The following is a 19151-nucleotide window of genomic DNA, read 5'->3' on the forward strand; positions in this document are numbered from 1 at the left end:
CTACCATGTGGCAGGTAGAATCTCAATAATCAAACCTGTCAAGTGGCAGGTAGGGAGGCAAAAGATGAATACTGAACTGGTTTATTCCGACGCAACAAGGCTGGCCGAGCTGATCCGCACACGCGAAGTCTCACCGGTCGAAGTGGTTAAGGCACACCTCGACCGCATCGAGGCAATCAACCCGAAGGTGAACGCGATCGTGACGATTGCCGAAGATGCATGGAACACCGCCAAGCGGGCGGAAGCGGCAGTGCAGCGCGGGGAAGAACTTGGGCCTCTGCATGGTGTGCCGTTCACGGTAAAGGATTCGATCGATACCGCCGGCGTGCTGACCCAGCGAGGAACACCCATCTTCAAGGGCCGAACTCCCGATACGGATGCAACCAGCGTCGCCCGGCTGAAGAAAGCAGGAGGCATCCTCCTCGCGAAGACCAATCTTCCCGAGTTCTCTTACGGAATCGAAAGCAACAACCTGCTGACTGGAAGAACGAACAATCCCTGGAACCTGGATCTCACTCCGGGCGGTTCAAGCGGGGGTGAATCGGCAGCAATCGCAGCGGGTATGTCTCCGCTTGGACTTGGCACGGATCTTGCAATTTCCGTGCGAGGTCCCGCAGCACATACTGGTATCGTCTCGCTGAAAGCGACACACGGACGTGTCCCCATGACAGGCATCTGGCCGCGTGAGCCACGGCGGTTCTGGCATGTGGGACCGATGGCGCGGAGCATCCGTGATCTATCGTTGGCCTTCTCGCAGCTCGCCGGAGCAGACGGGCAGGACGGCTACTCCAGCAGCTCCATTCCATTCGATAACGGCATCGGCAACTCCAACAAGCGTTCCCTCCGCGTCGGCTGGCTGGTGGAACCAGGATTCGGGCCGATCGATCCCGAGGTCGCTGCAACAGTGCAGGCTGCCGCAGAAGCCCTCAAAGATTTCGGGCACACCGTCGAGCCTGTGCGTATCCCTGCGCTGGAACGCGATTATGCCCTCGACGTATTCACTCGTCTGCACATACTTGAGATGAAGCCAGGATTTGTAAAAACGACGGCAGGCCGCCGTGAAGACGAGATCGGGGATATGGCCCGGCTCATGCTCTCCTTGCCCGATACGCCAGCACAGGACTACATCCATGCCGCGCAGGCTGCGGAGCGTCTGAAGGATGGCTACGCACAGTACTTCCAGCAATACGATGCATTGCTGACACCTGTTCTACCAACTCCCTCGTTCAAACACGGTCAGCAGGAGCTACGGATCAACGGTAAAACGGTGAACATCCTGGGCATCATGTCCGCGACCACACCGTTGAATGTCACCGGCCTTCCCGGGATTTCGATGCGTTTCGGTACCAGTCATGACGGCATGCCGATTGGTGTGCAGATCGTGGGGAACTGGCAGGCAGAGTCTACGATCCTTCACCTAGCCTCTCTCCTTGAGCAGGTAAGCCCAACACGAGACCTGCACCCGAATCTGTAAAGAACACCTTCAAAACTGGACACTGTGGCAGGCGTGCGGTGATCGCGAGCAGACGAGCACCGCACGCAACGCCCCTCGCTAAGCGAGGATCAGTACCGCGATGTCAGCATATCGTCAGTAATCTGCCCAGCCGCTCTCAATTGGCGACTACAGGGCAAACCACTCATCGACAACTGGCTTGGAAGGCAACATAGGAAATTCTCTAGAAACCGGATTCGTGGACTCGAACAGGACTTCTGGATGATCAATGAGTGATGGCGATAATGCGTTTACTTATAGCAGCTTGTGGATCTTCGAACTTCGCCACTTACTTCAATTCGCAGCAAAGCTACGATCAGTCTTTCGCCAAACATAAATGGCAACAACATCATGGATGCACTGAAGAATCACTGTCCGCAGCATTTCTTGTACTTTAGACCAGAGTTGCAAGGACAGGGATCGTTTCGACCGACTTTCACTGGAGCTCGATAGGGTTTTCTCGCGGTCCGCGTCTCCGAGAAGGCACGTTGATTCTTCGGCAAGCGGACCTCTCCCCTCCTTATCTGTTCTACGAGTTTCACATTATTCTCGTACCGAGTGGCACCATCTGTCCCTTCCACGATGTAAGGGAACATCTCCTGCAAGGTTTTGACTGCAGAGTCAAAAGCTCCACAATAAGCAAGAATGACAGCATATTGGCAACTGACCGGGACGAGTTCACCGATCATCTTCCTGTCATTGATGAGTGGCAGGAGGAAGTTCTCCATGAAGTCTCGCGCAGCTTCTGCGTCGCTGTGCACGGCAATGCACTCATCAACAAAATCCAGGCCGACCCTGACCGCTGATGTGAAAGAACTGCTTAGGATAAAGAATTTGTGCGCATGAAGTTTTGCAAACGGTTGGAATAGGCCGATCTCGTGCGCCGCTGAACCCTGAAGATCAAGACTGTCGGCGAGGCGCTTAACCTCGTCTCCATTCTCGTCAAAGTCCTTAATTTTGGCCATCGTCTCGTTTAGCTTGTGGAGAAAGACATCAGCTGGAGTAATCCCGAGCACACGGTAATACTCCTCTACGAGGTCCGTTACGATCTCCAAAGCAAGGTCTGAACGCCCGCAAGTCCTCAGTCCGTGTGCATAGTTGTAGCTAATGATCCTCCGGACTTGATCATCCGGACTGGAGTCGATCGCGGAACGGTAGACTCGCCGGAGCTTCACCAGATCTGCTTCCAGTCCAGCGATCAGAAGCTCCTTTGTGAGGACCGACAACCGAATCGTCTCGGATGGAGTGAACCCCTTCACGATGGTTTGAATCTTTTCAAAACGAGTGCGGCCTTCCTCAAGATCTTTGCGATTGAGGGCCCAGAACGTGAGTGTGTCCTCGGCCCAAAAGCGGTCCTCGGGAGACAAGGATGCGTCCTCGGCAGCCTTGACGAGCAAAGCAGAGATTTCCTCTTCGAGACCGTACTCGGTGACGATCTCCGCCGTGTTCGTGATCAAATCGACCAGCGGCTTGATGCGGCGCGTCTCAAACATGAGCCGCGCTAGCAGTCGGAATTTGTCAGGGCCTCCACCCTCCCGGTTTGCCCAAACGACTTGATAAAGCTCCTCGCGGGCATTGAGCACGACGACATCTGAAAGCTCAGATATCCGCTCACTCGCCAGCAGCCGAAAACTGTCATGCAGTGATACATCGCCTCCGGCAGATGATCGGATGATTCCCCAGGAATATAGAGTTCGGAGCTGGAGGCCGGCTTGAGTGCGGGTCAATCTGAGGGCAGGTGCGATTACCCGGATTACAACATCGCGGCTAAACGGTACCGTAAAAACCGAAAGCAGTGCAGCAAAGGCTCTTGCTTCCTCCGAAAGTCTTCCCAGAACCTGAGAGACGATGACTTCCTGACTGGTCGTTTGAAACGACACATGATCTAAAAGGTCTTTATCATATCGAGCTATGTCCCCGTTATAGCCTTCTTTGCAAATCCGAAGTGCATCTCGAACGAAGAGAGGCAGACCGCCGGTAAGATCGTGCAGGCTTTGAAAGTTCTCGATGGATCCGAAGCAACCGCTATCGGTTGCTTCGCGGGCTATCGTGTCTCTTGACCATCCTGAGAGTGTTTGGTTCCTGGCTTCAGTCCTAGTCACGAATAGTTGGTGTCCTGGCCATTCCTGCGCAAGCACGACCCACTTGGCGGCTGCCATCGAACAAACAGTCTCGGCGAGGATGTCGTCACTGATGCGATGGGCATTGTCCAGCACAATCGTCATATCATGAACGTGCTCGGAGATGAAGCGGTTTATTACGTGCAGGCTTTGAAGACCCGAAACTCCCGGCAACAAAATTTGCCGCCGCTCGGGACTGTCTTCGGGGAGGACGAAAGCTGCCATTTCTCGGGCCAAGGCTGCGGGCAGTCCTGCACTTGGCATCTCGGCGACGTCGAAATAGAGCAGAGGTGACGCGTTATGGGTTCCTAATTCGCCGACCCAAGAAGTCTTCCCTGAGCCCGAGAAACCTGTGATCAGGCGAACCCTGTCCCCTGACTGATAGGCCGGTTCGTTCTCTTGCGGACGATAGTCTTCCAATGGTTCAGGCAGACTATGCAGCTGAGCTACCAACTGTTCCAGGAGTGGCTGCAGAGCTTCGGAATCCAGAACATGGTCGGCCCGCATCGCGCCCGCCGCCAGGTACTGAACGAGAGCCGCCAGCTTCCATACGAGGGTTTCGGGATGTAATGTCGAGTGAGGTACACTCCGCGCGAGTCGAACGCATGCTTCCCACATCGACTCCAGCGTCAACCCAGGAATTGGCAGGGTGTCGCTTTTACCAGTGCCGGTTTGGGGCGTGAGCAGGTATACATCGGGTGTCCAGTCCGTCCGAATCCTTCTATGCAAGTCGGGGCCAGGTTCAGCGTTCGAAATGATCCAACAGGTCGGAATTCCTGACCTGCGCCCCGCCTCATGCTCTTGGGCGATCTCTTGGAACCGATCAAGCACATCCGAGATATCACCAAAGGTAAGATTCCTGCCCCGCTTTTTGACTTGGAGGTAGAGACGACGATCCCCAAGTTCCACCTCTATGTCTTCATCTCGTTCGACGGCTATCTCTGTCCAAGCAATGCTCGGCCAGCTCAATAGAAGCGCGACTGTGTAGAGATGCTGGTACAAAAAGCCACCGTGAACATTCTCGATACGTTGCAATTGTGCTTCGTTGAGGACGAAAGTCATGGCAGCTTTCTACTCCGAGTTTGAGGATCAGTACCAGTATCTCGCGGCTGTAGGAGAATTTGTACTCCGCAGATCCCGTCACAGACAGACGGAATCGTGAAGGCCGATCGCCTTCGAGATCTTCTATCAGCGACATCCAAAACGCGAGCGCCGGTACATTTTGCAAATTCCTCCATGAAATTCTCAGGATAGGGTCCCTTGCATGACATGCGGCGAACCATCAATAACCCTCGGCGCTTCTGGGAGATAGATCGTTCAACTGTCGTGAACAAGGAGATAACCGGCCAATAACCTGAGCCATACGATCTACGCAAGCTCCAAATCAACTGAATGAAAATGAGCAGCGATTGGCCGGTTAACAGACCAAACCACTCATCGACAACTGGCTTGGTAGGAAACATAGGAAATGCCCCAAAAACCGGCATCCTGGACTCGAAGCGGACTTATGGCCCATTGAGTGGACCAGCAGACATTTCAGCATTGATCCATGTCGATCAGCGACCGGGCGATGATGCACTCAAGTGTCGGCGGCAATACGGCCTCGGAGGTTTTAGCTTTGCTAATGATTTGTTATTCCGGTTGGCCGCGAGAAGTCACTTGGCCACAATGCTACACGGACAACTGAATACGCGTACAGCGCTCCTGATCATCGTGATGGTACAGCGAATGTGAATAACGCGTCGTCTGCTAAGACGTAGAGGAATTCCCCTCGCCCTAAGACTTGCGCTTTTCGAAGATTCACTGATTCAGGAAGCCGAAGAACTACCTTCGCGACGATGTCAGCACGTCCACTGCCCAGTCGCAGTAGAACGCACTCGTCAGCATTTTCTGCGTATCCACCAAAAGCAAGGACTGACGAGCCTGAAACAGCGAGGTTTCGCGGACCCCTCAAGTTCGTCTGCCATGCATCCACTTTCCCTTGACTGTCGATTCGAACGATTGGGAACTCCGTGTAGTAGCAGGCCCAGACATAATCTGGAGCAACATTCAGCGCATAACAGTCAGCGATGGAGTCTAGCCCCTCTGGGGGGCTGAAGCTCCAAAGCACCCGACCAGAGCGGTCATAGCAAACGAGTCCAGCCGCGCCTATTGGTTCCGAGCCATCTAACGCTCCCCAACCGAAATTGCCGAATACTCCTTCATCGAAATAGGCGACCCAAATTCGTCCTTGTCTATCGACTTGGACATGCTGTACGCCGTCTCCGAGGCAAAACTCTTGGACAAATCCTTTCGAATCGTATGTTCGGGCGTTAAATTCGTGGGTGCCGTCCGTGTAGCGCTGACATCTGGAGGCTACTACAAGTAACTCGCCGTTGGGAAAGGTCTGCACCAGGGGAAACGTCAGCGCCAGAAGTGGCAACTTTCTCTTGGCCTCGCCTGTCGGCCCTTCAGTTACAACGATCGCTGAATAGGTTTCGTCCGTGTGCGTCTTCGGAAATGAGGCACCACCAATGTCCTGTACTGTTGCGAATAGCGAATCAGCAACATCGTCAGGTGCAAACATTCGGATTATGTCACTATTCACTCCTACATCAGTCGATACAGCTCGGTAGCCGTTCAACGACGGCAATTGGACAGGCTTGGCAATTGGGTCTAGTTCAATCCTTGTGTGCACAAGGATATTCTACTTCTGACGGAACGGCTGCAGAATCCGTTTGGGCCAGAAACCGGCTTGGCGGAAATAAGAACTTATCTGGAATGGCTCCATGAGTGCTTTGGCCTGTTGCATCAGTAGCAGTCCCAGAACATCTATGGCGTTGCATTTCATAGCCCGTCCGGCAAGGGATAGCAGGCCAAGTCAGACGCAATCGCAAGGGGACCGTGGTATCTTGCGGGATAATTCGGGGACATCTAGCCTATTTGCTGATCATGCTAGCCTTCAAAAATGGGCGTACGGTCGATGGGATTTCGAAAAGGTCTTCTGGGCGCTTTACTGCCCGCTCCTTTCCCCCTACCTGTTGTCGCCTTCTAGCCGGAAGGCGCTGAGCCTTGATGAGGCCCTACTTGTTGCTGTGGGAGGCGCATTGCTTCTGCTTGGAGTATTCCTTTTACTCTGGAGACTTAGGGTGCGGGGTAAGAGACGAGTTGGCGACAACCTGCTCGGAACAGAACCGTTGACGCGGTATGATTGCTGCGTCAAGGTCAAACATGCTTCGTTTGCAAGTAATTTTGCTCTCCGTAACGCTGTGGTTCTCTGGTTCGCTTCTAGCCCAATCAGATGCAGTTTCGGATCACTCCCCAAATCTGCAGAAGCTCTCTTCGGCTGAATTGACCGCGTGTTACGATGCCCCTAAAACTTGCGGGGCGAAGGATGTTTGGGCAATTTCGGATGAATTTGAACGCAGATTGCCGGACCTACCTACTGATCGCCTTATTGCCTGCTCCGACAATTGGAAGCTCTGCGGAATAGCGGAAGGCAGAACAACAGGATGGCCGATTTCGGACGAACTCGCACGGCGTGGCCGCATCCACGATTTGTTGCTCCTGTATTGGAAGGACCACCGTTGGGCAATTCGTAATGGCATTGAACATGTCGCGTACCACTTTGACACACCAGAAGTCACAGCATTCATGCGACGAGTCCTCAAGGAGCAAGAAAACGATGGTGAGGAGCTTTACTGGCCCGTAAATTATCTTGCCAAGAAGTGTGATCCAGCAGCTCTGCACGACCTAGCCACAGGACGCTATCGCAATCAAGGCAGCCTTCAGTACCAGACGAGCTTGAAACTATTCGGTAAATGCAAGTACCGGGCGGCGATTCCATATCTTGTTGACGCGTGTCTCTTCGACGTTTCTCTAAACATCGTGGACGCAGCCGATGATAGTCTGCACGCTCTCTACCCGGATTCTCCTCGGGATTTCGATTCTCTACAGGAGGCACAGAAATACTACTGCGCTCGCGCGCGTAGCGAAGGCTTCAAGCTATCGTGCAAGACACGTTGAGTATTCCCGCTTCTCCTGCCCGGTAATTAGGGCAGTCTCGGGCGAGTGACCGCTTGTTCGTCAGCTATTGAATGATCAACATTCTCCGGCGAGTTGGTTGGCCTCAGCGGGAACCGAGCGCCCGGCAGGTCAAGCGCAAGCAATAGGTTCGAGGGAACTCGTCGTTTGGAGGAAGCATCGGGTCTGGCTCTCGGAACCCTCCCTGAAGTGATGGTGTCTAATGCAATAAGGAAAGCAATCCATGGGACGATTCCATCATCTTGTTCACCGTGCAGCGATTTTGTCGGTCCTACTGGTCTGTGGAACGCCATCAATTCTCGCTATCAAGGTGCCTCATGGGTTCGACCAATGCAGAACGCTTGAATCCTGTATGGCCCTACTCGATGGTGTCGTACCCGCCAAGGACACTGGGGACTGGGAGAACGGAGACGTCATTGCCCGCAAGTTGCAGCGCTTTGGTGCTCAGGCAAAGCAGGAGCTGATGAAAAGGGCAACAGGCTCCCATCCAGGATGGCGCAGAAGCGCCGGGCTGATCCTGGAGAATTGGAAAGGATGGGATACAACGGATATTCCTGCTTTGCAGAGAGCGCTGCAAGCCGATCCAGGAGGCTGGGCGGCTTGTGCTCTTGAAGGGGTTGCAACGCCTGAAGCTATACGCATCCTAGTCAGCAACATTCCCAATGGAGAAGGAAACTGCACAGAAGCAGGGCTCGAGCGTTTGAGTCTAAAGGCAGCACCATACATGCTCGTAGCCTTTGAAGATGACGCATCCGCCGTAGAGGCCGCGAGAATTGTGAAAGGAATGCTTCATCCTCCGATTGCGTTTGCCAGTCAATGGGTCGTGATTGCCCTTGACGAACAGAAGTCAACACGCCAAAGGATCAGCGCGCTCAGAGCCATTGCCGCACTTGGGATTGCTGCCAAGCCAGCCGGGGCCCAACTCCATGGCCTGCTTGCCAATGAAGCTCTGAAGGCCGAAGCCGGAGAAACACTAAAGGCGTTACGCGACCCTATTGTGCTGGTTGATACAGCAAAAGCCTGCCAACCATCCGCAGAGGAGTTCGATTTTCTCGCGTTGAAATCGTCATTGTGCCTGCGAGAGATTGTTGAGTTTGGTCCGGATGGTAAGGCAGCCGGAGAGTATCTCACTCCATTCTTGACCTCGGCTAATCGCACGGAACAGGCATACGGCATCCTGACTCTTGGCTTTTTGGGATACGGCCCGGCAACATCGCGAATTGAAGATGCGCTTTCATCGAAGGACTGGCGAATTGTCTACGCAGCCATTTCAAGTGTTGGCTGGATGGGCGACAAGAATGCAATCCCGGTCCTGAATAAATTGTCCTCTGATTTCTGGATGGCAGAGATCAGGAAACAGGCTGCACAGACGGCGTCTGCGCTTCAGTCCCCCCAAGGTAGTGTCAAGCGCGGTTCATGGATTACCCCTGACCGAGGATTGTGGCGGGACCCAACATGGGTAATCACCGAAGGAGAGCGCGGTGTTCAATCGACCTGCCGAAGCAATCGGTGGCAATGGCATGGCCATACTTTTGGTCTACGCCCTGCTTCTGAAGTTGAGGCTCATGTTTTACACTACAGGACTGAAAGTATCGCAGGAGAACTTATCGGGACTGATCACGGGGAATGGGGCGGCTCATTAACCTGGGCCCCTTACAAAGGCACGCCTGTCGTTCTTGCTCGCGACAATGTTCACGGCCTCGAATACTCGAACAATGGCGCGATTGTTCTGTTCGGCCTTGCGCATCTCGGATTCAACTATGGCTATGCGCTCAGAGTTTCCCTCAGAGTCGATGGAACCTGGGAACAAACCGAAATCGCCCGCCTCCCCGGTCAACCAGAAGGGCATCTCCGCATAGAGAATGGTGATGTTGCTGTGATCTCTGGAGGTAGAGTCGTTGTTTTATCCCAGAAGGATGGCATTCTTGGAACGGCAGCCTGCTCGCGTAATTAGCGGCCCTTTGCAACTAACAATATCCTTGCTGAAGCTGCAATTTGTCCACAAAAGCGGCATTAATTCAAAAATTGCAGTCCGCACTAACAAGTCGATTGATGCTAACAGGGCAAAGCCACTCATCGCCAACTGGCTTGGGGACGACATAGGAAACGCCTCAGAACCGGCTTCGTGGAAGTATGTCAAGTTCTTCCACCGCATCGGCAGTAGAGCAACCGCTGTATTTCCAAGGTTGGGTGGAATCTCCAAGATCAGGAAACTATCGTTGGACAGAATGAAGGTAGGAGCATTGCGAGATATTCTTTCTTTCTGGCTTCTATAGACAGACATGTAGTCTTGGCTTCAAGGAGAGGAGATGGAGCAGAATAACACAGGGCTGTGAAAGAAACGTCAGTACTAGGCGAGGGGAAGCGAACCAAGTGAGTCGGCTGCTCTACGTAGAATGGAGTGCCTCTGCGCTAGAGAGTCTGAGGAAGATTCGAGTGCAAGGATGAGAATCAGGACTGTTTCCGGTTCAATAGAATTGCGCATTTCTTCAATCTTCGCAACGAGATCGCGCGAGGAGATCTCGCCTTCTTTCGCCATTCTCCTCGCGCGATATGCTGCAAGAGCCAATGCTGCAAGCTGATCAATATTACTGAAATCGTAGATCATAACTGTTCCGATATCCGTTACATATAAGATGAATTTTATACGTTGAACATAGCTAAATATTCTCCAAAGGCCTATCGATGGCAGGTCTTTGGTTCCTATTGTGAGAACTGCCAAGTTCGGCGCCAGATCCAATGTTGACGCGGTTGCTGTCAGCGTTATGAGTTCGGGTGCTTGCACTGGAGGTCACCTAATCTCATCGGCCATTCCCTCTCGCAGCTAGCGCAGAGATCTGTACTGATTGCGTCGTTGATGTTGTCCCTCAGTACAGAATCAGCGTTCTATTCGTGGGATTGATGCGAAGCAGAATCGAATCATATAAATGCAAAATGAGAAAGGCTATGAATCCAACGGCAAAGAGACAACCGGCCAGCAGCCACAATTTGTATGGTCCAAGGATGGATAGAAGGAGAGCAATAGCGGCGCCAATTCCTGCTACGAAACTCAAGAAACGGCTAAGTACAACGACTACTGCTCTCAACCATAGCATGGGATAGAACACCGTGCTCGCGATGATTCGCACAAACGCACCTCCTCTAAAATCTCTGTAAGAACGATCAGCACAATAGGGCAATTTCGAAGCTCGTGCAAATGGGATAGGCTGGCGTGCGGCTGCTATGCGTGGGTACGATTTGCCGCGCTCTCCTCCATGCTCTCCACCAGGTTCATAAGCGCCTCTCGGTCGGGAATACTTTTGAGATCGCGTATTCTGCACCGATCTAGAATTCCATAGAACTCGGATTTTGGAATCTCTGTGACAATACTTCTGATCCTCTTAACGCGGGCGAACGCAAATTCCATCCATTTGAAGGTCCGCTCACGCAGTTCTTTGTTTGGAATTTCTTTTGCCGTCTTGACTCCCGATACTCCGGAAAGGAAGTGGAGGTATAAGGGGTCACCCAGTTCCGTACGCAGGTTTTCGATGGCGGTCACCAGTGGATCTGTACTAGTTACAGTTCCTTGTAAATTTGAAGATGAATTGTTGGGATTCCTAGAGTTCGCCGCAGGCTTGGAGTATCCGGACGGCAGCGCCCAACTCGGTAAGTTCGGGATATGTTTCGGTTCCCCGTTGCGGTCAAGATCGACCCAGGTTTTTTCAAAATCATAGAAATAGCGTCCAAGCCCAAAACATGCGCAAGCTCTCTTGAAGCTCTGAGCCTCGGCACTTGTGCTTGCATTCGGGTTATCAGCCCACTCCTCTCCGGTAGCTTCATGGGTCCCGATGCCCAGGACGGTGACCTGGCATGTAACGAAGATCTTTCCAGTCTGAATTGTTTTGTCTTTTATCATCTTGGGAATTGGAGAAACGGTTTCGATCTTGTAGCTGCGGGTCCAGCCAGCCGGTGTGCAACATTCGTTCAGCCTGTCCGTATAAGCGCGCGGATCGGCATATGGAGCGATACAGCCTCTGGCACCGTCTCTGCTCTTATTGGTAACTCGCCACAACACTTCTTCTGGAAGGAAGGGCATCTTCAGTTTCTCCAGAAGAGCACTTTGGTCTATGGAAATGTCAGCTTGCAAATTATCTGTCTGCATTGGGTCTCCTCTATGGGCGGATTTGTGAAATTGCAGGGTAACACTGGGTATTATTTGACGGCTCTAGCACGGATCGAATTCGGAGGCTGGATACGACAGCGGGCGTGTATGACGAACTGCCTTTACAGAATGCTTGAGAGAGCCGGGAGTTCAATTCCGAAATGACGGTAATGGACAGATAGTTTAGGTGCCCTGCGGGTATGCAACAACTGACCTCTGAAAGGACCTCGCAATCTGAACTTTCCTGCGAAGTTCACTGGCCTGTTCAATCAGGCTCTGGCCAGTATCAAAATTATCCCAGCTGATTTCGACGGCCCCCTCAGATTCAAGAGCGAGTGCTTTCTCTTCAATTGCAGCCCACTCTGATTCGGCAGGCAGTTCGTCACACCATGCTTCCCCATATTGACCGTCGCGGAGGTGCCGCGCACGAAATTCTTGAACGGCATTTCCTAATTCGTCTAAGAGAATGATCGAAGAAGCTATGAACAAGCCGTCGTACTCAACTTCTGACTCGGTTTCCTTCTGCATCTTCCGCAGCAACTCGATCGACATTTCCATGGCCCGGGAAAGTGGGCAGTTTGGGGGTGCAGGGAAAGATTTCCGGTGATCGGTGTAGAAATAGGCGAAACCAGGATGTTCATCGTACATGTTCCGACACAGCTGTCCGTGAAGGACCACAGTTTTGACGTAGAGCTGTATATTCTCGGGTATCTGCATTGTATCCACCTAATTGTCTGAGACCACGTTATCTGGCGTTATCTCCGCATTTCCGTCACCATCCATACGCTCGCTATACAGGTAACGAGCCGACTCCTGGGGGGGGACTTTCACCTGCAAGTGACTGAGCAGCAGTTGCGTTGACCCCGTTGGGGCAGCGCAACTGCCCGCTCAAAACGGTATATCGTCATCCGTGATTTCCGTTCCTTGACTATAGACATAATCTTCCGGTGGATTCTGGCTGTATTCGGAGTTACGCGCTGGCTCATTTTCATATTGGCGGTGTGATTGGTTGTTATTTCCTTTCGAACCTGCGGCCGCGGAACGGTTGCTCTGATCGCCGTATGAGCCGAGGAGGGTCAGGTCGTTCACCACAATCTCAGTGCGATATACCTTCTTGCCGGTTTCTCTGTCGTCCCAGGAACGTGTTGTCAACCTGCCTTCAATAAAGAGCCTATTCCCCCTCTTCACATAATCTCTGATAACATTTGCGGTCTTGCCGTAAGCTACGACGTTATGCCATTCAGTCTGTTCTTGCCGTTCTCCCGTTCGATCCTTATACCGTTGAGTTGTGGCCATACTGAAGGTTACAGCGGAGGTACCTGTGGATAGAACTTTGAACTCGGGATCCTTACCTACATTCCCAAGCAGTATCGTCTTGTTTACACTTTTGCCCATTTTATTGATCCTCCTTCTTTGTCACGTATTCCTCGAACCCACGTGAGTTCTATTTTGCTGATTAAAGAACCAGTCGTATTTCGACGAAAAACAATGAATTCATAACGGGACGTTTCCACTTTTACTATTTTGTGAGTCTCATTCCTTATCCAAAGTGCCCCGTTACTGCGTTTCCTCGAAGAGAAAGATAGCTGTAAGTGGCCTCATATTTCTTTTCTTTGTCACCCGGCTCAGCCGAAGACATACCCGAGAGCCGTGCCCCTGCTAATCTGAACGAACCGATTGTTTAATTGGAGATAGAAAGCACCGGAGACGGAATCGATATTGAGATAGCATCTGGTGTCGCGGTGCTTGTATTGTTCTATTGTTTCGACACAACCCATATACATGAATTCTCTACATACTTCCTTGGAGAAGAGCTGTTCGAGCGGTTTCCAGTTGGGAGTAGTGCCTTCGGGCATTTCTTAACTCCTTTCTCGGATGTATTAACAATGCCTGGAATAATTCGCATGTTTGTTGGAGGCATTCATCGTTATCAAGATTGTTTGTAACAATATTCGACCGGTTCGAATTGACATCCTCCCTGCCTAAAGACAGAGAAGTCCAACAGCATTGGAACAAGATGTAGACTCTTATCTAGCCGTCGTTGTGTCTTGCCATCAGTCTCGCTAACTGACTCTTCCGCGAGATGTATATTGGTGACAAGCTTGCCAAAGTTATTTTTGTGGTGGTCCAGATAAATGATTATGTTTGCATCCCACGCAGCATGCCGCTCCGGCAATTACGTGGACTGCAGGAAGAAGATAAAGAGGTATTGGACATTCCTCCCCACTCTTGTCATAGAAGGTCGGAGCTATCTTACCTCGCAGTATGCGGTTTTCGTCCTGGGAGAGATCGACGGAATGAAAACCATTCTGCCCAAGATATAGAAGCGTAGAAACAACGGCAGGTCGCTTTTGATCGGGCCTCTGCTTCAAGGTATGCTGCGTGATTGCCAGTTGGTAGGTTCTGCCGAAGCGAAACATCTCAATGCGCACCAATTCTTCCGCAATGATTACTGCATGTCTGCCGTTCAATGCAAAGCTGTCGATCGGATGCAGCCAGGGAATGGGGGCGCCCTCTTTATTGACATATCCACAATAGCGCCCCATATCCGGAGCCGATCCGCCGGACTCGATGGCCCTCAATACGTATCGCTTCGCCAGGTGCTGATGTTCGAGAGATATAGCGGTGTAGCAAGAGACTCCACGTTTCCGAAGTTCTGCCAATGTTTCCGCAGGCAGAGACAACCCGTGCTGAGCATAGATGGTTTCTTTCATGATTGGACGTTCTGCCGGTTTCATCGACTGGTTTGAAATTACTTCGATCATGATTGTGGCTCCTCTAGAGGCTGGTAAGGGTTCTCCGGATTGGTTGGCCGAGAGCCGCGCGGATCTCATACTTCGTACAGCCCGCCCAGCACTTGTAGAAACGTGGATTTTGAATCTTGATTGCGAGATTGTCTCCTGACCGGTCGTTGCCGGCCTGTGCACAGGAGGGGCATCTGGCCCAGTAGTTTCTCCGATCTTTTCGTTTAGGCCGAATGAAATCGAGAATCCGGAATTCGTTTGCAGACGACTCGTGCACACCTGCTGTCTGTAACGTCTTCATAGGAGGCTCAAACGTAGGTTTGTACGAGTCCGGAAGGCTCATGCCCAACGTGAATTCATTGAGTTGGGATTCGGTTAGCCGCTTTATGCTTTTCAAATATGCCAACTGTGCCGCCGGATTCACATTGGCTTCGTAAAACCAGTAGCGGCGGTTTGTCCTGCGATGTATCCCAAGAGGACCACGAATTGCGTTTCCTAACTCCCCGTTGCTGACCGTGTCCTGTCGGGGGAAAACTTCGATTCCATCTTTTAACCCTCCGCCTTTTACTGGAACTCCCAGTCTCAGAGCCAGGTTGTAAATGTAGATTCTGCACTTGGCCGCAAGGAGTGGAGCCTCTGCAAAGATCCAGAGATGGCCGCCGCGCCGGGATTGTTCGAGAGCCGCTTCAACTCCATCCTGCTTCAGTTGCCACTGCAGCTCAAACAGGGATTTGATTGCTCCGTCAAAATCTGCATCGATGGCTACCCATTTGGATCGCTGGGTATTTGGATTGATGGCATAAAGATTGATCGTAATATCTCCGTTCAGGTGTTTCTGAACGACAGTCGGATCTAGGGCTTTCCGTTTGAAGAGCTGTCCCTGATTCCCATCACGGGATCTGGCAAGAAACCAGGGGTGTGTTCCATTTGGCAGAGGCTTTGTGCTTTGAATGCTGTAGGAAAGCCGATTGACGAACAGTTCGAAGTACTCTTTAGCCGTTTCGAGGCTTATATTGAGACGCTCATACATAATGGGGAAGCACCTCCTTTCTTGAGCTTTTGCTTGTATCGCACCTTCCAAACTCGGTCAAATTTGGCCCAAGGGGAGTGAAGTATCCGGCTAAGCTGTTGAGAGAAACTACGATGAGTGCAGTCGGCAGCGGGTCCTTACTAAAGTGCCGATTCCGGCCGGGTGAAGGAAATAAATAACTTAGGAGTCCTCGGCCGTCAGTTCCGGGCTGCTGTCTGCTTTGCCGTATCTTATTGCTGCCTTCATTGCCCTGATTACTGCAGCGTTATACAGAGAACAAGGCAGGCGGGACATCGGAGGGCATGCAAGCATTTATAAGCTTGAAAAATATGAACAAGGGAAAGACTATTCGTAAAAAGATTTGAGTTGTGTAAAGTGTATCGTTATACTTTACACATGATCGGGAGCTTCAGGCACGCGGGACTTGAGAAGTTCTTCAAAACGGGATCGAAGGCAGGGATACAGCCCGCACATGCTAAGAAGCTCCAGCTTCAACTGACCCTTTTGAACGTTGCCTCCGCGCCTGAAGATATGAACATTCCTGGATGGAGACTGCACAAGCTTTCGGGAGATTTAAAAGACCATTGGTCGGTGACGGTGAATGGGAACTGGCGTATGACCTTCAGATTTGAAGGCGAGGATGCCATTTTGGTTGATTATCGGGATTACCACTAGGAGGATTGCATCATGCGTATGTATAACCCAGCACATCCCGGGGAAGTTTTGAGGGAATACCTCGGCGAGATGTCTGTCTCTGATGCTGCGAACCACCTTGGTATTTCCAGGGTGACACTGTCCCGTGTTTTGAACGGCAAGGCAGGCATATCTGCTGACATGTCTCTTCGGCTGTCCGAAGCACTGAGAACTTCACCGGATCTTTGGCTAAAGATGCAGGTGCAATATGACCTATGGCAGGCATCACGGAAGCCTAGAGCAAAGATCAAGCCGTTTAGGCTTCAAAGACTGAATACGGCAAGTGCAGGCACGTAGATATTGAATCGTATAGCGACAGGAAAGCCCCGGTTCATCGCTGGGGTCTTTCCCTTTACCGGTAACAATGAGGTATTTCCGAGCGCGACGACCAAACAGCGCCTCATTTTGAAAGGTACAGCAAAGACTCTGCTCTCCAGAAGATTCTCGGCCCTTGCATTTATGTTAGAGAAGTTCACCTTCGCCTTCTTCGAATTGAATGGAACCAGTCCCCAAAGGAGGAGAGCAAACTCTCTCTTTCCTGTTTCAGGCGAAAGCCTTACGACAGGATGGAAAGTTTGAGGGGCGATGTTGTAAGAGATCCACGTCTCAGAGGGAAGGTCTCTTAGGTCCTCCACCCCGAAGTATTCCCGCAAGTAGCCAATGTCTGCGCGTGTCAGCCGGTAGCGTCCACACATGACTGATCACCAATCCCATCTACAGTCGATACTCTCCCCGTGCCGAACAAGAGCAAGGTCATAGTGTAGTTCGCCAAGAATATGGCGTCTTCAACGGCATAGATGACTCTCTCCGATTTATGTCCTGCACGAGGATCGCGGGCAAGGAGAAGCCCAGCTATAACAGCAGCGGCAAGGACCAGAAGCCGTCCATCCTTCTTATGCACTGTCCCCTCGTGACTAAGCATGTCGCCCTCCAGCAGGTTTGATGTGCCCAAGTCGATGAGAGGGAGAGCCGCGAAAGATCTCGGAGGGGCGGTACTGTCGCATTTCAGTACACAGCGGACAGGTAATCGTTAGCGAAAGGAATGGGAACTCATCGGAACCGGTGGGAATCGCCTCGTCGCAGCCTTTGCACAGGACCAAGTACGCTTGTCGGGATCTGGGTGAGTGAAACATGGTGCGGGCAGTATAGGCGAAATAAAAGCGAAAGTCATCTCCAAATTGGAAACTTACGACGCGCTCGGCTGCCGTGTACGTCCTGAGCCATCAGGGTGCTTTTGAGTCAACAATTTGCAATACAGAAGCTAGCTGTCACGGCAGAGATTACGGGCTCGGGCCTCAAAAATCATCTCCAGCATAATTCCCGGGCTCGTTCGACCCCATGGGAGAACAATTTGCGCAACGGTGGATGTAACACCACGCCTCCCGCGGTCAATCAGCAAGTCAATAAGCAATAAGATTCAAGAGTAGTTCCGGCTTCTCTATGAATCGAAACAAATCGTATTCACGAAAGGTGCGGTCGAAGAGTTCCCTGGTGAAAGAATTTTCGCACCCGTCGAAGTAAAGCATGTACCAATCCTCCTGGTTGCGATTGAAGAAATAGATTGTTCCCGAGTCAGGACAATCGGAAATCATGAGCAAGATAGCAACTCCCTTCTGCGTTTGAATCCAGCGAGTTAGAATGCCCTCTGCCATTGACTGGAAAGAGAGCACGCTTTCCTCTAACGTACAGCGCGTATATTCTTTCCAACTGTCGGAGTGATACACGCGGAGTTCTCCGAGTCTGCCAGTATTAAGCATCTCCATACAATTCCTTTCGTCAAACTGTGATATTGCCATGCAGTGGATTGAGTTAAAGCGTATTGACTGGGATTAGGAAAGCCGGCCAGCTTTGTCCCGATGAATGGCAATGCACTCGAGAACAGATGCTTCGATTTCTTTCGCCTAATAGGAAAGCCGTATGTGGCATTGTGCTGAGTTGCACTGGACGACTTCTGTCCACCACAAGCTCGCCAGTCTCTTTGCGCCTGAGTGCATAGAGAACATTCGAGAGCATACAGGGGCCAGACTTTCGGGTTGTTCGGTTGTGACGAATACTGCGTCGCCGCACTGAATGGTCATGGAAACAAATGGCTCCCTTCTTGGGGTAGAAAATGAAGGTGGTTATACTTCTATCCGGTTCCAGGATGTAATTGTGTGTTTGTTCAGTAGCTTTCGGTAAGTATCCAACAGACCATTGAGTTCTGCCGTCATTGCGTTTAGGGAAGAAGTTGCCGATAAATCTGCTTCACGCCTAAGGATCGACACCATCAGAATCAGCAGACAATAGCGTACGGAACCGGGCTCGACTGGAATTCCCACGTCTAGCAGCGCGTCGCTTGCTCCGACCAGCCAGAAGAACACGTCGCAATCGAGGATTCCAGTACCACCTGACAGCAGCCCTAATGCGGAAGATATGCATTGATTCGCTTCTGCCACTTTCGTTACTAGATGTTCGTACTGTTGTTGAGTGTTGGGCATACTCATAGACCTCTTCCTGAGTTATGGGGTTCCCTTCTGCCTTTCACAAACAGCGGTTAAGCTTTGAATGCGGAGCATAGAGGGAAGTTGGAACTCGCGCAAATTCCAGCACGCTGAGTAATTGAGACTATTTCTCTCTATTTCCTTGCGTGAGTCTTGGTAGGCAAACGCCGATAGCACGAGATGTGGTGTGATTGTGGTTCCGTCCGGGTGTTTAACACCTTCCGTACGAACGCGCTTCATGGCGTCCTCTTCGGATGTGGCATCCACAATTGTTTTTGCTGGTATCGGGAGGAATGGAAATGTTTGGTAAAGAACGCTATGAAGCATAAGCTCCTTTCTGGGTACAGGGTGAATGCACCTGAGAGTTGATTCGCTGGAGAGAAGTGCTTGGTGAGCAAATAGTGCGGGGAATATTTTTGGTGAGTACA

General features: G+C 51.6%; 19 protein-coding genes. 6 read left to right on the top strand and 13 right to left on the bottom strand.

Translation table 11 applies throughout. The annotated features are described in order from the left end of the window. The first annotated feature begins 64 nt into the window (after positions 1-64). Entirely contained in the window at positions 65-1474 is a 1410-nt protein-coding gene (locus AC6I7T_RS23975) for an amidase (RefSeq protein ID WP_497790284.1), read from the top strand. A 386-nt stretch (positions 1475-1860) separates the two neighbouring features. On the opposite strand, the gene AC6I7T_RS23980 is transcribed toward AC6I7T_RS23975, so the two are convergent. Then, positions 1861-4674 carry an SEC-C metal-binding domain-containing protein gene (locus tag AC6I7T_RS23980; RefSeq protein WP_497790285.1) on the bottom strand — a complete coding sequence of 938 codons (2814 nt, stop codon included), beginning with the start codon at positions 4672-4674 and terminating at the stop codon, positions 1861-1863. A gap of 336 nt (positions 4675-5010) precedes the next feature. Here AC6I7T_RS23980 and AC6I7T_RS23985 point away from each other — a divergent pair, with 336 nt between their 5' ends. Continuing rightward, entirely contained in the window at positions 5011-5346 is a 336-nt protein-coding gene (locus tag AC6I7T_RS23985; protein ID WP_497790286.1) for a hypothetical protein, read from the top strand. On the opposite strand, the gene AC6I7T_RS23990 is transcribed toward AC6I7T_RS23985, so the two are convergent. After that, on the bottom strand, positions 5321-6289 hold the full coding sequence (locus AC6I7T_RS23990; protein ID WP_497790287.1) for a YxiH-YxzG fusion protein: 969 nt from the start codon (positions 6287-6289) through the stop codon (positions 5321-5323). The genes AC6I7T_RS23985 and AC6I7T_RS23990 overlap by 26 nt on opposite strands. Positions 6290-6822: 533 nt before the next feature. Here AC6I7T_RS23990 and AC6I7T_RS23995 point away from each other — a divergent pair. Beyond that, a complete protein-coding gene (locus AC6I7T_RS23995; protein WP_497790288.1) occupies positions 6823-7617 on the top strand; it encodes a hypothetical protein in 795 nt (264 codons plus the stop codon). A 241-nt stretch (positions 7618-7858) separates the two neighbouring features. Continuing rightward, entirely contained in the window at positions 7859-9589 is a 1731-nt protein-coding gene (locus AC6I7T_RS24000; protein ID WP_497790289.1) for a HEAT repeat domain-containing protein, read from the top strand. A gap of 396 nt (positions 9590-9985) precedes the next feature. Here the strand turns inward: AC6I7T_RS24000 and AC6I7T_RS24005 are convergent, their stop codons facing one another. The 7 genes from AC6I7T_RS24005 to AC6I7T_RS24035 form a co-directional block, all read right to left on the bottom strand. Then, entirely contained in the window at positions 9986-10420 is a 435-nt protein-coding gene (locus tag AC6I7T_RS24005; RefSeq protein ID WP_497790290.1) for a hypothetical protein, read from the bottom strand. A gap of 82 nt (positions 10421-10502) precedes the next feature. Next, positions 10503-10763, bottom strand: a complete 261-nt coding sequence (locus AC6I7T_RS24010) for a hypothetical protein (protein ID WP_497790291.1) — start codon at positions 10761-10763, stop codon at positions 10503-10505. 92 nt (positions 10764-10855) lie between these two features. Then, entirely contained in the window at positions 10856-11776 is a 921-nt protein-coding gene (locus tag AC6I7T_RS24015) for a Rad52/Rad22 family DNA repair protein (protein WP_497790292.1), read from the bottom strand. 183 nt (positions 11777-11959) lie between these two features. Then, positions 11960-12493 (bottom strand): hypothetical protein, encoded by a 534-nt coding sequence (locus AC6I7T_RS24020; RefSeq protein ID WP_497790293.1) that lies wholly within the window; start codon positions 12491-12493, stop codon positions 11960-11962. Positions 12494-12664: 171 nt separating this feature from the next. Continuing rightward, the gene (gene ssb / locus AC6I7T_RS24025; RefSeq protein WP_497790294.1) at positions 12665-13171 is read right to left on the bottom strand and encodes a single-stranded DNA-binding protein; all 507 of its coding nucleotides are present in this window, start codon (positions 13169-13171) and stop codon (positions 12665-12667) included. A gap of 716 nt (positions 13172-13887) precedes the next feature. Next, the gene (locus tag AC6I7T_RS24030; protein WP_497790295.1) at positions 13888-14541 is read right to left on the bottom strand and encodes a hypothetical protein; all 654 of its coding nucleotides are present in this window, start codon (positions 14539-14541) and stop codon (positions 13888-13890) included. A 13-nt stretch (positions 14542-14554) separates the two neighbouring features. After that, a complete protein-coding gene (locus AC6I7T_RS24035; protein WP_497790296.1) occupies positions 14555-15550 on the bottom strand; it encodes a TOTE conflict system archaeo-eukaryotic primase domain-containing protein in 996 nt (331 codons plus the stop codon). 375 nt (positions 15551-15925) lie between these two features. On the opposite strand from AC6I7T_RS24035, the gene AC6I7T_RS24040 reads away from it, so the two are divergent. Both AC6I7T_RS24040 and AC6I7T_RS24045 read left to right on the top strand, forming a co-directional pair. After that, positions 15926-16225, top strand: a complete 300-nt coding sequence (locus AC6I7T_RS24040) for a type II toxin-antitoxin system RelE/ParE family toxin (RefSeq protein WP_497790297.1) — start codon at positions 15926-15928, stop codon at positions 16223-16225. A 12-nt stretch (positions 16226-16237) separates the two neighbouring features. Next, a complete protein-coding gene (locus AC6I7T_RS24045) occupies positions 16238-16540 on the top strand; it encodes a HigA family addiction module antitoxin (protein ID WP_497790298.1) in 303 nt (100 codons plus the stop codon). Here the strand turns inward: AC6I7T_RS24045 and AC6I7T_RS24050 are convergent. The 4 genes from AC6I7T_RS24050 to AC6I7T_RS24065 all read right to left on the bottom strand — a co-directional run bounded on the left by AC6I7T_RS24050 (position 16507) and on the right by AC6I7T_RS24065 (position 18726). Next, positions 16507-16938 carry an SOS response-associated peptidase family protein gene (locus tag AC6I7T_RS24050; protein ID WP_497790299.1) on the bottom strand — a complete coding sequence of 144 codons (432 nt, stop codon included), beginning with the start codon at positions 16936-16938 and terminating at the stop codon, positions 16507-16509. The two genes, AC6I7T_RS24045 and AC6I7T_RS24050, sit on opposite strands and share 34 nt — an antisense overlap. Further along, the gene (locus AC6I7T_RS24055) at positions 16917-17165 is read right to left on the bottom strand and encodes a hypothetical protein (RefSeq protein ID WP_497790300.1); all 249 of its coding nucleotides are present in this window, start codon (positions 17163-17165) and stop codon (positions 16917-16919) included. Before AC6I7T_RS24055 ends, AC6I7T_RS24050 begins: the two co-directional genes overlap by 22 nt. 478 nt (positions 17166-17643) lie before the next feature. Further along, on the bottom strand, positions 17644-18006 hold the full coding sequence (locus AC6I7T_RS24060; RefSeq protein ID WP_497790301.1) for a hypothetical protein: 363 nt from the start codon (positions 18004-18006) through the stop codon (positions 17644-17646). A gap of 357 nt (positions 18007-18363) precedes the next feature. Next, positions 18364-18726 carry a hypothetical protein gene (locus tag AC6I7T_RS24065; RefSeq protein ID WP_497790302.1) on the bottom strand — a complete coding sequence of 121 codons (363 nt, stop codon included), beginning with the start codon at positions 18724-18726 and terminating at the stop codon, positions 18364-18366. Positions 18727-19151: the final 425 nt, after the last annotated feature.

The organism is Humiphilus diazotrophicus (genome assembly GCF_059726315.1).